Origin of the sequence: Variovorax soli (assembly GCF_031454625.1) — a bacterium.
Lineage (GTDB): Bacteria > Pseudomonadota > Gammaproteobacteria > Burkholderiales > Burkholderiaceae_C > Variovorax > Variovorax soli_A.
In genome coordinates, this window is the sequence record NZ_JAVDRF010000004.1 from 196741 (window position 1) to 208634 (window position 11894).

At 67.0% G+C, this 11894-nt stretch carries 10 protein-coding genes; all 10 read left to right on the forward strand.

All coding sequences use genetic code 11. The features are described from left to right. Positions 1 to 4 precede the first annotated feature (4 nt). Positions 5 to 976, forward strand: a complete 972-nt coding sequence (locus J2739_RS10990) for a HEAT repeat domain-containing protein (protein WP_309901440.1) — start codon at positions 5 to 7, stop codon at positions 974 to 976. Then, positions 973 to 1302: a ferredoxin FdxA gene (fdxA, locus tag J2739_RS10995; protein ID WP_309901442.1), complete on the forward strand. Its 330-nt coding sequence runs from the start codon at positions 973 to 975 to the stop codon at positions 1300 to 1302. Before J2739_RS10990 ends, fdxA begins: the two co-directional genes overlap by 4 nt. A 66-nt stretch (positions 1303 to 1368) precedes the next feature. Next, complete coding sequence (locus J2739_RS11000; RefSeq protein ID WP_309901445.1) at positions 1369 to 2787, forward strand: ABC transporter substrate-binding protein; 1419 nt, start codon at positions 1369 to 1371, stop codon at positions 2785 to 2787. Between the two features lie 16 nt (positions 2788 to 2803). Then, on the forward strand, positions 2804 to 3766 hold the full coding sequence (locus J2739_RS11005; protein ID WP_309901447.1) for an ABC transporter permease: 963 nt from the start codon (positions 2804 to 2806) through the stop codon (positions 3764 to 3766). Then, entirely contained in the window at positions 3763 to 4632 is an 870-nt protein-coding gene (locus J2739_RS11010) for an ABC transporter ATP-binding protein (RefSeq protein WP_309901449.1), read from the forward strand. Before J2739_RS11005 ends, J2739_RS11010 begins: the two co-directional genes overlap by 4 nt. Further along, positions 4629 to 4958: a gamma-butyrobetaine hydroxylase-like domain-containing protein gene (locus tag J2739_RS11015; protein ID WP_309901451.1), complete on the forward strand. Its 330-nt coding sequence runs from the start codon at positions 4629 to 4631 to the stop codon at positions 4956 to 4958. The genes J2739_RS11010 and J2739_RS11015 overlap by 4 nt, the downstream gene beginning before the upstream one ends. A gap of 17 nt (positions 4959 to 4975) precedes the next feature. Further along, positions 4976 to 5752, forward strand: a complete 777-nt coding sequence (locus tag J2739_RS11020; protein ID WP_309901453.1) for a ferredoxin--NADP reductase — start codon at positions 4976 to 4978, stop codon at positions 5750 to 5752. A gap of 116 nt (positions 5753 to 5868) precedes the next feature. Next, positions 5869 to 7131 carry a putative Na+/H+ antiporter gene (locus J2739_RS11025; protein ID WP_405053870.1) on the forward strand — a complete coding sequence of 421 codons (1263 nt, stop codon included), beginning with the start codon at positions 5869 to 5871 and terminating at the stop codon, positions 7129 to 7131. 314 nt (positions 7132 to 7445) lie between these two features. Then, the gene (bcsA, locus tag J2739_RS11030; protein ID WP_309901457.1) at positions 7446 to 9617 is read left to right on the forward strand and encodes a UDP-forming cellulose synthase catalytic subunit; all 2172 of its coding nucleotides are present in this window, start codon (positions 7446 to 7448) and stop codon (positions 9615 to 9617) included. Then, positions 9617 to 11872, forward strand: coding sequence for a cellulose biosynthesis cyclic di-GMP-binding regulatory protein BcsB (gene bcsB / locus J2739_RS11035; RefSeq protein ID WP_309901459.1), 2256 nt, complete (start codon positions 9617 to 9619; stop codon positions 11870 to 11872). Before bcsA ends, bcsB begins: the two co-directional genes overlap by 1 nt. Positions 11873 to 11894: the final 22 nt, after the last annotated feature.

Consider the following 11894-nt stretch of genomic DNA (forward strand, 5'->3'; position numbering starts at 1 on the left):
CGACATGGACACCGGACTTCACACGCTCGCCGAGCGGCTGGCCCACGCGGACGCCACCGTGCGGCGGCTGGCGGTCATCGACCTGCCCTACAGCGACGAGGATGACATCGTGCCGCTGCTGCTGCCGCGCCTCGCTGACAGCGACGCGCTGGTGCGCACGGAGGCCGTTCGTGCGCTCGAAGGTTTCGAGCAGCCGGAGGTCGTGCAGGCATTGGCGCCGCTGCTGCTCGATGCCGACGCCGAGGTGCGCAAGGCGGCCGGCGAGGTGCTGGCCGAACTGAAGGAAGCCGCGTCGGCCGAGCCCTTGTTGCCGCTGCTGCTCGAAGGACCTGCCGAGGTGCGTGCGCTCGCGTTCCGCGCCATCCGCGCGCTGCGCTCGCCGCAGGCTTTCGGGCCTGCCATGCACGCGCTGCGCGACCCCGATGCGGCCGTGCGGCGCGAGGCGGTCGGCGTGCTCGGCTACCTCAAGGACCCGGCGGCCATCGGCGACCTGGCCGAAGTGGCGGCCAACGACCCCGACATCGAGGTGCGCCGCATCGCCGTGGGCGCCCTCGGCTACGCCAGCACCGTCAGCGTGCTGCCGGCCCTGACGCGCGCCCTGGCCGACAGCGGCTGGATGGTGCGCGACGAAGCCGCGCAGACCATCGGCAAGCTGCGCCTGTCGCTGGCCATCCCCGATCTCGTGCATGCGATGCAGGACGACTACTGGCAGGTGCGCGTCAAGGCCGCGCGCAGTCTGGGCCTGCTCAAGGCGGAGGCCGGCCTGCCCTCGCTGGTGGCTTCGCTCACGCACACCATCAGCAACCTGCGCAAGGAAGCGGTGATCGCGCTGGGCGAGATCGGCGACACGCGCGCCATCGCGCCGCTGGAGAGCGCGCTGGCCGACCCCGATCCGGACGTGCGCAAGCTGGCCCGACTGGCATTGACGGCCATCGGCCTGGCGCAGAAGGCCAGGCACGAAGGGGCATCGTCATGACCTTCGTCGTTACCGAAGCCTGCATTCGCTGCAAGTACACCGACTGCGTGAGCGTCTGCCCCGTCGACTGCTTTCACGAGGGACCGAACTTTCTCGTGATCGACCCGGCAGTCTGCATCGATTGCGCGGTCTGCGCGCCCGAGTGCCCCGTGGGCGCCATCGTCGCCGACTCGGACGTGCCAGCAGGGCAGGAGCACTTCGTCGACCTGAACGCCCGCTACGCCGCGCAGTGGCCCGTCATCAGCCAGGCGCGCGAGCCATTGCCGGATGCCGAGCACTGGGCCTCGGTGAGCGGCAAGCTCGACCATCTCGCAGAGCCGGCCTGACGCGGTGGCATCGGTCTTGCAACCGGCAGCAGTGAACGTCTTCCCAATCCCACGGAGATCCAGTCCATGAAGCACATCATCTTGCGAATCGGAGCGGTCCTGGCGTTTGCCCTGGCCGTTGCCCTGCCGGCGCTGGCGCGTCAGGAAGTCGTCATCGGCATCGGCACGCAGAACACCACGACGAACACCGTCACCGGCGGCGTGGTGCTCAAGGAACTGAAGCTGATCGAGAAGTACCTGCCGAAGACCGGGAAGTACAAGGACATCGATTTCAAGCTCGACTGGCAGAACTTCACCTCCGGCCCGCCCATCACCAACGGCATGATGGCCAAGAAGCTGCAGATCGGCATGATGGGCGACTACCCGCTGCTGGTGAACGGCGCGACCGGCCAGTCGCAGCCGGGCAATGAAACGCTGCTCGTGGCCATCATTGCCTACAACGCCTTCGGCTCCGGCAACGGCGTGGTCGTTCACAAGGACTCGCCCTACTACGACCTGGCCGATCTCAAGGGCAAGCTGGTCTCGGTGCCCTTCGGCTCGGCAGCCCACGGCATGGTGTTGCAGGCGATGCAGACCCGCGGCTGGAAGGACGACTACTGGAACCTCGTGAGCCAGAGTCCCGAGGTCGGCACGACCAATCTGCAGGAAAGAAAGATCGACGCACACGCCGACTTCGTTCCCTTCGCCGACATGCTGCCCTACCGCGGTTTCGCCCGCAAGATCTTCGATGGCGCCGAGACCAAGGTGCCCACCTTCCACGGCGTGGTCGTGCGCAAGGACTTCGCGGCCGAGTACCCGGAGGTGGTCGTGGCCTACATCAAGGCCCTGGTCGAGGCCAACGCCTGGGTGCGCGGCAACCCGACGGCGGCTGCCGCGAAGATCGAGGCGTGGACCAAGATCGAGAAGGAGGTGGCCTACCTCTACCTGGGCCCGGGCGGCATCCACACGCTCGACCCGACGATCAAGCCGCGCTGGCTGGACACCATCAAGACGGGGCACGAGGTGCTGACGCGGCTGAACCGCGTCAAGCCGCTCGACATCAACGCCTGGGTGAACGAGAGCTATGTGCGGGAAGCCTTCAAGGAACTGAAGCTCGACTACGACGCGCAAAAGCAGACGCTCGCCAACTACGACATCACCGGCAACGACCCTCTGTGCAAGATGCCGATCACGCGGCCGAAGGAAGCCGGGGAAGTGTGGGTCGAGGGGGCGCCCATCGTCGCCTATGCATCGCCCCTGTGCACGCTGGCCGCCATCAACAAGGCGCAAGGCGAGAACAGGAAGGTCCGCGTCGCCTACCTGAACGACAAGGCGCTGGGCATCAAGGTGTTCGCCGACAAGGCCTTTTATGCGGTCAACGCCGTGGATCCCCGGAAGCCGCTGATCGTGCCCTTCCTGCTGAGAAAGGATGCCCAGGCCGAGGCGAGCGCCATCGGCGGAAAGCTGGCCACCTACACCGAGGCGCTCGCTGCAGCCGCCCTCTGACCAAGAGGAACCCACGATGCCCACTGCTACGCAACGCCTGTTCCACGAAGTACCGGCGCCCGATGCGCTCATGGAAGCCGCGCCGACGCGCGGCCTTGCGCGCCCCGAAGAGGTCCTGCGCCCACCGCTGCCCCTCGCCGAAGCGGCCACGGTGGCGCCGAGCCCGGCCGAACGCGGTCTGCAGCTGCTGCGTCGGCACGCGCCGGCCTACCTGATGGGCGCGTGCTCGCTGCTGGGCATCGTGCTGTTCTGGCACCTCGCCACGACCTATCGGCTGGATTTCTACGTCCGCTTCACCAACATCCCGACGCCGATGGAGGTGCTCTCAAAAGTGATCGAGGTGAACAGCTCGCCGAAGTTCATCAAGAACGTGGGCATGAGCCTGCGGCGCATCTTCCTCGGCTTCGCGATTGCGACGGTGCTCGGCGTGGTGCTCGGCATGCTGATCGGCCGCTATCGCCTGACGCGCGGATTCCTGTTCCCGGCGATGGAGGTTTTCCGCCCCATCCCTGCGATCGCCTGGGTGCCGATCTCCATCATGCTGTGGCCGGACAACGAGGTGAGCATTGTCTTCATCACCTTCATCGGCGCCTTCTTTCCGATCCTGCTGAACACCGTCAGCGGCGTGCAGGCGGTGGACGGCGTGCTGCTGCGCGCCAGCCAGTGCCTGGGCGCGCGCGAGCGCCAGATCATGTGGTACGTGGTGCTTCCCGGCGCAGCGCCGCAGATCTTCACCGGTCTGGCCGTGGGCATGGGTGTGGCCTGGGTCTCGCTGATCGCGGCAGAAATGATCTCGGGCCAGTTCGGCATCGGCTACTTCACATGGGAGGCCTATTCGCTGATCTCGTACCCCGAGATCGTGCTGGGCATGATCACGATCGGCGTGCTGGGCCTCCTTTGCAGCGGCCTCATCCGCTTCGTGGGCAAGTCGATGATGCCCTGGCTGAGCTACGGCGCACGCGCCGGAGGCGCACGATGAGCGCCGGCGACACCACCCCCAAGGGGCATGTGCAGATCCGCGACGTGTCCGTGCGCTTCGGCGTCAAGGGACAGACGACCGAGGCCGCGAGCCGCGTCTCGCTGGAAGTCAAGCCCGGCGAGTTCGTCAGCATCATCGGTCCCTCGGGCTGCGGCAAGTCCACCCTGTTGAACATCGTCGCCGGCTTCATCCGGCCCAGCGACGGCGAAGCCCTGCTCGATGGTCGGCCCATCGGCGGCCCCGGCGCCGACCGCGGCGTGGTGTTCCAGCAGTACTCGCTTTTCCCGTGGATGACCGTGCGCAAGAACGTCGAGTTCGGGCTGAAGATGCAAGGCCTCGGGCAGAACCAGCGCGCGTCGGCCGCACGCTCGCTGCTCGGCATGACCGGCCTGCTCTCGTTCGAGAATCACTATCCCGATCAGCTGTCGGGCGGCATGAAGCAACGCGTGGGCATCGTGCGCGCGCTGGCGACGAGCCCCCAGGTGATGCTGATGGACGAGCCCTTCGGTGCCCTCGATTCGCAGACGCGCGCCGTGATGCAGGAGATCCTCACGAACATGTGGCAGCAGTTGCAGCTGTCGGTGCTGTTCATCACGCACGACATCGAGGAGGCGATCTTTCTCTCCGAGAAGGTCTACGTGATGACGGCGCGCCCGGGGCGCATCAAGGCAGAGATTCCCATTCCCCTGCCGCGGCCGCGCACGCCGGAGATGACGGCCTCGCCCACCTTCCAGGCACTCGTTCGGCAGCTCAAGGCCTTGATTCGCGAAGAGAGCCTGGCCGCGATGGGCGGCGAGCTCGGCAGCGGTGGACTGCAGGGCATGGACCATCACTTCGGCCGTGACGGCATGAAGGCGCTGACATGAGCGACACGTTGTCCTCGCCGGATGCCATTCAGTTTCCCGTCGACATCGTCGACCACCAGGCCAGCGGTGTGCTCGCGCTGCACTGGCAGGACGGAAGCGTGAGCCGGCTGGCGCATGGGCTGTTGCGTGCCCGCTGCCGTTGCGCCGCGTGCGAGCAGGCCTGCCGCGAGCGCGGCCGCCATCCCGAGCCGGGCTCGTCGATCCGGCTCGCGGCCATCCACCCCGTGTCGGACAAGGGCCTGAACCTGGTGTTCTCCGACGGACACGGGCGCGGCATCTTTCCCTGGGCCTACCTGCACGAGCTCGGCCTCCTGTCCATCCCCTGACCCTTCGCGAAACCAGAATGTCCCAACTCGCCACCGAACGCGTCCTGCATGTCCATCACTGGAACGACACGCTCTTTTCGTTTCGCACCACGCGCGACCCCGGACTGCGTTTCCGCAACGGGCATTTCGTGATGCTGGGCCTGCCGGTCGAAGGCAAGCCCCTGATGCGCGCATACAGTGTCGCGAGCGCGAACCACGACGAGCATCTCGAGTTCTTCAGCATCAAGGTGTCGAACGGTCCGTTGACCTCGCGCCTGCAGCACCTGCAACCCGGCGACGAAGTGATCGTCGGGCGCAAGCCGGTCGGCAGCCTGGTGCTCGACGACCTGCGGCCCGGCCGGCACTTGTACCTGCTGTCCACCGGAACGGGCCTGGCGCCCTTCATCAGCATCATCCAGGACCCCGACACCTACGAGCGTTTCGACAAGGTCGTGCTGATTCATGGCGTGCGGCAGGTCAGCGAGCTGGCCTATGCGAGCTTCATCGAGCAGCAACTGCCGAACAACGAATACATCGGCGAGATGGTGCGCGACAAGCTGATCTACTACCCCACCGTCACGCGAGAGCCGTTTCGCAATCAGGGCCGGCTCACCGAGATCCTCGAATCGGGCCGGCTGTTCCGCGACACCGGACTGCCGTCGCTCGACCCCGCGCTCGACCGCGCCATGATCTGCGGCAGCGCCGCGATGCTGGCCGACAGCTGCAAGCTGCTCGATGCGCGCGGATTTCGGATCAGCCCGCGCCAGGGCGAGCTGGGCGACTACGTGATCGAACGCGCCTTCGTCGAGAAGTAGCTGCAAGGTCGCTCCTCATCGGACGGGTACACTTCAAGGAGGGTGTTGCGTTGGTTTGACGCGGCAGGTTCATGCGTTGGTCGGGCCGCCACGCGGCCTTTGACCGCCTGAAGAACGTGACGCCCTCCAACCCCATCGAACTGGTCGCCGCCGGCCTCTTCGCCATCGCGCTGGTCCACACTTTCGCTGCCAAGCAGTTCGAGCGGCTATCGCATCGCTTTCCGCGACATGCGGGGGTCTTTCACCTGTTGGGCGAGGTAGAGGTCGTTTTCGGCTTCTGGGCCATCGTATTGGTCTTGGCCACAGCGGCCCTCAGCGGCGGCGACGAGGCGTTGGCCTATGCGGAGTCGAGGAAGTACACCGAGCCGCTGTTCGTCTTCGTGGTGATGGTCGTTGCCGCTTCGCGGCCCATCCTCCAGACGGTCGGGGGCACGGTCGCCATGATCGCGCGTCGATTGCCGATGCGCACTCCTCTGGCAACGGCCTGGCTCGGCCTCGCCGCTGTGCCGCTGCTGGGTTCTGCAATCACCGAGCCTGCGGCGATGACGATCGCGGCATTGATGCTTTCCCCGCTGATCTTCCGGCCGGATGTGCCCGAGCGAGTGAAGTATCTCTGCCTTGGGGTGCTGTTCGTGAACGTCTCCATCGGCGGCACCTTGACATCGTTCGCTGCACCGCCGGTCCTGATGGTCGCTTCGACCTGGAACTGGGACTCCTCCTTCATGCTGAGCGTCTTCGGCTGGAAATCGGCGCTTGCCGTGCTGGTGAACGCGACGATCGGGGCCATTTCACTTCGACGCCATCTTCATGCAGCACCAGCGAAGGACGCCCCTTCCGTCGAGGTCGCACTTCCGGCAGCGGTGGTGTTCGTTCACCTGGCGTTTCTTGCGGCGGTCGTGGCGCTCGCCCATCATCCTGTTGCATTCCTTGGCATTTTCTTGCTGTTCCTGGGTTTCACCCAGGCGTACGAGCGCTACCAGAACCCGCTCATCATCAAGGAGGCGCTGCTGGTGGCGTTCTTCCTTGCAGGCCTGGTCGTGCTGGGCGGCATGCAGCAGTGGTGGCTTCAGCCGCTCGTGTCGGGCATGTCACCGAAGGTGCTCTTCTTTGGAGCCACGGCGCTGACCGCCGTGACGGACAACGCTGCGCTGACTTACCTGGGCTCGCTGATCACGGGCATCTCGGAGGAGGCCAAGTACAGCCTGGTGGCCGGCGCCGTCGTTGGGGGCGGGCTGACCATGATTGCCAATGCACCCAACCCCGCCGGGGTGGCGCTCCTGAAGCGAGGCTTCTCCGACGAGACGATCAGCGCGGGCGGACTGCTTCTCGGGGCCTTGCTTCCGACGCTGGTCGCGGCGGGGGCGCTCATGCTGCTCTAGCTGGTTGGGGCGACAACGGCGAGGTCGGCTCGCCTTCGAGTTCCACCGTGTGGCGACGACGGCGGTCACGCGCTTACGCACGGGTTCGTGAAGGTGGAGGACGCGACCACTTGGCAGGCTTGCGAACTAAATGCCTCACGGCCACGGTCGAGTGCGCGCTTGTGTTGTCAACGAAACATCGTGCCGCCACAATCGGTGCAAGGCCCGATGAAAGACAAAGCACCCCCTCTCTCTTACCAGCCTGGCGAAAGCGCCACGCGCCCGGTTCCATTCACCGTCCGCCCCCGTGCGGCGACTGCTCGCCTGGCCACCGGGTGACGCAGGCCAAGCACACTGAGCGCGGGACCCGGCCGGCGGCGGGTCATGCGGTGGTTCGCGCGGTGCTGTGGGCCATCACCCTGGTCGCGCTGCCGATACTGGTCATCACGCCCATGACGCTGCACCAGCAGCTCACGCTGTCGGTCGCGATTTTCATCGCCGCGCTGGTGACCAACCGCTTTCCCGGACGCGTGCCGACGCTGGCACTGATCTTTCTGTCGGTGGTGGTGTCCTCGCGCTACCTGTACTGGCGCGTCACCGAGACGATGTACATGGACAACCTGCTGGACCTCGTGTTGGCGGGGTGCTTGTTGATGGCGGAGGTCTACGCCTTCGTGGTGCTGCTGCTGGGCTATGTGCAGACCGCGTGGCCGCTCGAGCGCAAGCCGCAGCCCTTGCCGGCCGACCGAAGCCTCTGGCCCACGGTCGACCTCCTGATCCCCACCTACAACGAGCCGCTGTCGGTGGTTCGCCCGACGGTGCTGGCTGCGATGTCGATCGACTGGCCGCGCGACAAGCTCAACATCTTCGTGCTCGACGACGGACGGCGCGAGGAGTTCCGGACGTTCTGCGCGCAAGCCGGCGTGGCGCACCTCACGCGCGAGGACAACCGGCATGCGAAGGCCGGCAACATCAATGCGGCACTCAAAAAGACGAGCGGGGAATTCGTCGCCATCTTCGACTGCGATCACACGCCCACGCGCTCCTTCCTGCAGGTGACGATGGGCTGGTTCGGCCGCGATCCCAAGCTGGCCATGGTGCAGACGCCGCACCACTTCTACTCGGCCGACCCGTTCGAGCGGAACCTCGGCACCTTCCATACGGTGCCCAACGAAGGCGAGTTGTTCTACGGCCTGATCCAGGATGGCAACGATCTCTGGAACGCCACCTTCTTCTGCGGGTCGTGCGCCGTGCTTCGTCGCACCGCCTGCGAAGAGATCGGCGGCATCGCCGTCGAGACCGTGACCGAGGATGCCCACACGGCCCTCAAGATGCACCGCGCCGGCTACAACACCGCGTACCTGGCCTTGCCGCAGGCCGCCGGCCTCGCGACGGAGAGCCTGTCGGGCCATGTCGGCCAGCGCATCCGATGGGCGCGCGGCATGATCCAGATCTTTCGCACCGATAACCCGCTGCTGGGCCCTGGCTTGAGCTGGGCGCAGAGGCTGTGCTACCTCAATGCGATGCTGCACTTCCTCTACGGCCTGCCGCGCCTGATCTACCTGACGGCGCCACTGGCCTACCTGGTGTTCGGCGCAAGCGTGATTCACGCCTCGGCAGCCATGATCTTTGCGTACGCGCTGCCGCACATCTTCCACGCCAACCTGACGAACAGCCGGATCCAGGGCCGCTTTCGCTACCTGTTCTGGAACGAGGTCTACGAAGCGGTGCTGGCCTGGCACATCTTCCGTCCGACCCTGGTGGCGCTGATCAATCCGAAGCTCGGCGCCTTCAACGTCACGGCCAAGGGCGGGCTGATCCAGAAGCAGTATTTCGACACGCAGATCGCCAGGGCGAGCCTGCTCCTGCTGCTGTTCAACTTCATCGGCGTCGGCTTCGGCTTGTGGCGGCTGACCTGGGTGGATGAAGAACGCATCGCCACGGTCTGGCTCAACCTGGCATGGACCCTGTACAACCTGGTGATCCTGGGGGCCTGCGTCGCCGCCGCCAACGAGTCGCGCCAGGTGCGTTCGGCGCACCGGGTGGACCTGCGGATGCCGGCCGTCCTGCATGTTCCCGGCGCTGCGCCGGTCGCCTGCCACACCTTCGACTTCTCCACCGGCGGCTTGGGTCTCGATTTGCCCGACGAGCTGCAGCGTGCGATCGGCACGCCGTTGGAGGTGTCGCTTTTCCAAGGCGAGGTCGAGCACCGTTTCCCGGCAACGGTTCGCTTCAGCGGCGGCAAGCGGATGGGCCTGCGCTTCGAGGCGCTGACCCTGAGCCAGGCGCATGCGCTCGTGCAGTGCACGATCTCGCGGCCCGACATCTGGTCGCAGCGCTGGGGCCAACACCCCCGGGTCGCGGCCCATCAGGTCCTCGCGCACATCGCCCGGATCAGCGCCGTCGGATTCCAGGACATGTTTGCACACTACGGCCGAGCCATCGCGCGCAAGCTTCGCCCTTCCAGGGCTGCAGCAGGCGTTTCCCGCGGCGGAGATTCCACGTGATGCGTGCGAAGCACCGGGAACGCGTCGCCGCACTGCTGTTGGCCTGGCTGGCCTTGCTGGCCTGTGGCGACAGCGCCGCCCAGGTCCTGCGCGAGCCCGCAAGCGCCACGCCAGCCGCCCCGGTGCAGGCCGCCGGCGTGCGCGAGATGAACCTCGCGCAACTGGGCGTCGACTATGCCATCACCTTGCGCGGGACCAGCGCGACGGTGGGCATCCCTTTCAGCGTGCGCGCCGACGAGCTGGTCACTTCCGCGTCGCTGCGCCTGGACTACTCCTACTCGCCGGCGCTCATTCCCGAGCTGTCGCATCTGATCGTGAGCGTCAACGACGTGGTCGTGGCCACGCTGCCGGTGGCAAGCAGCGAAGCGGGCAAGCCGCAAAGCACCGTGCTCCCCATCGACCGCCGGCTGATCACGGACTTCAACCGCATCAACGTCGAGCTGGTCGGCCACTACACGCGCGAGTGCGAGGACCCGGCGCACACCAGCCTGTGGGCGAAGGTGGATGCGTCGAGCACACTGCGCCTGACGGTCGAGCCCTTCAAGCTGCATGCCGATCTGGCGACGCTGCCGCAGCCCTTCTTCGACCCGCGCGATGTTCGCCGCCTCGCCCTGCCCTTCGTGTTCGGCAAGGGCGTGACGTTCCCCACGCTCGAAGCCGCGGGCATCGTGTCCTCGTGGTTCGGCGCGCTCGCGAGCTACCGTGGCGCCCTCTTCCCCGTCGCCAGCGGCGCGCTTCCGGCAGGCGCCAACGCGGTCGTGTTCGCGCTGCCCGACACCGCCATTGCCGGCCTGGCGCTCCCACCGATCCACGGTCCGGCACTCGCGGTCGTCGACCACCCGGACGACACGGGGCACAAGCTGCTGCTGGTCATGGGCCGCGATGCGGCCGAGCTGCGCACCGCAAGCGCGGCACTGACGCTCAACAGCCGCGCGCTGACCGGGGCCTCGGCCGCCATCACCGGCTTCGCGGAGCCCGCCGCGCGCCGGCCGTACGACGCGCCGCGCTGGATCGCGAGCGACCGGTCGGTGCAGCTCGGCGAGCTGGCGGCGGCCGAAGACTTCACCGTGGCCGGCTACGCGCCTGACGTGGTCAAGGTCAACCTCCAGCTGCCCCCCGACCTCTTCACCTGGCGCACGCGCGGCATCCCGCTGGACCTGAGCTACCGCTACACCCCGCGCATGCAGGCCGACCAATCCACGCTGAACCTCAGCCTCGGCGACACCTTCATCGGGGCGCTGCCGCTGCGGGCCGCCAACCCGTCGGAAGACCGCTGGTGGAACCCGATCGCGCGCCGGCTGCTGCCCGACGGCTCGGTGGGCGAGCACAAGACGATTCTTCTGCCGCCGCTCGCGCTGGGCTCGCGCAGCCAGCTGCGCATGCACTACTACTTCCAGCCGTCGGCCGGCCCGTGCAAGCCGCTGCTCGACAACGTGCGCGGCGGTATCGATGCCAACTCGACCATCGACATCTCGAAGCTGCCGCACTATCTCGCGATGCCCGAGCTGGCGGCCTTCGCCAACGGAGGGTTCCCCTTCACGCGTCTTGCCGATCTCGCCGACACGGCGGTGCTGCTGCCCGACCAGCCGGCGCCGGCGGAGGTGGAAACCTATCTCGCACTGATGGGGCAGCTCGGCAATGCGACCGGCTACCCTGCGCTCAGGGTCGCCGTCGCAGGCGCATCGAAGGTGTCGCAGTGGGCGGACAAGGACCTGCTGGTCATCGGCAATCTCCAGAGCCAACCCCTCTTCGCGCAATGGGCGGACCGGATGCCGATCCGGCGCGGCGAGGGTGTGCGGGCGTTCCGCCTCGGATCATGGCTCGAGGACACGCTGATGTTCATTTCCGGCACGCGCCAGCGGGAGGACCTCCCGTCCGGCACGCTGATGACCGTGGCGACGGACGGCAGCGATGCCGTGCTGTCCGGCTTCGAGTCGCCGCTCAAGCGCGGACGCAGCGTGGTGGCGGTCGTGGCCGACGGCAGCTCGCAGCCGGCGCTGCTGAACGCGCTGATGTCGCCGCAGCTGGTCAAGGAGATCCAGGGCAGCACCGCGATCGTGCGCGATGCGCAGGTGCACAGCCTGCTCTCCGGCGAGACCTACTACGTCGGCCATCTGCCGCCCATCGACTGGCTGCAGTGGAACCTCTCGCGCAACCCGCTGCTGCTGGCGGGCATGATCGTGGCGCTGGCCTTCATCGGTGCCGGCGCGGCCTTCCTCAGCCTGCGCCTGCGTGCGCGCCGGCGGCTGCGCTAGCGGGCGGCCACCGGCAACCTCG

Bases quoted from the DNA above. Each gene is read 5' to 3' on its own strand.
- J2739_RS11015 (WP_309901451.1), top strand. From the start codon at position 4,629: ATGAGCGACACGTTGTCCTCGCCGGATGCCATTCAGTTTCCCGTCGAC.
- J2739_RS11000 (WP_309901445.1), top strand. From the start codon at position 1,369: ATGAAGCACATCATCTTGCGAATCGGAGCGGTCCTGGCGTTTGCCCTG.
- J2739_RS10990 (WP_309901440.1), top strand. From the start codon at position 5: ATGGACACCGGACTTCACACGCTCGCCGAGCGGCTGGCCCACGCGGAC.
- bcsB (WP_309901459.1), top strand. From the start codon at position 9,617: ATGCGTGCGAAGCACCGGGAACGCGTCGCCGCACTGCTGTTGGCCTGG.
- J2739_RS11010 (WP_309901449.1), top strand. From the start codon at position 3,763: ATGAGCGCCGGCGACACCACCCCCAAGGGGCATGTGCAGATCCGCGAC.
- fdxA (WP_309901442.1), top strand. From the start codon at position 973: ATGACCTTCGTCGTTACCGAAGCCTGCATTCGCTGCAAGTACACCGAC.
- J2739_RS11020 (WP_309901453.1), top strand. From the start codon at position 4,976: ATGTCCCAACTCGCCACCGAACGCGTCCTGCATGTCCATCACTGGAAC.
- J2739_RS11005 (WP_309901447.1), top strand. From the start codon at position 2,804: ATGCCCACTGCTACGCAACGCCTGTTCCACGAAGTACCGGCGCCCGAT.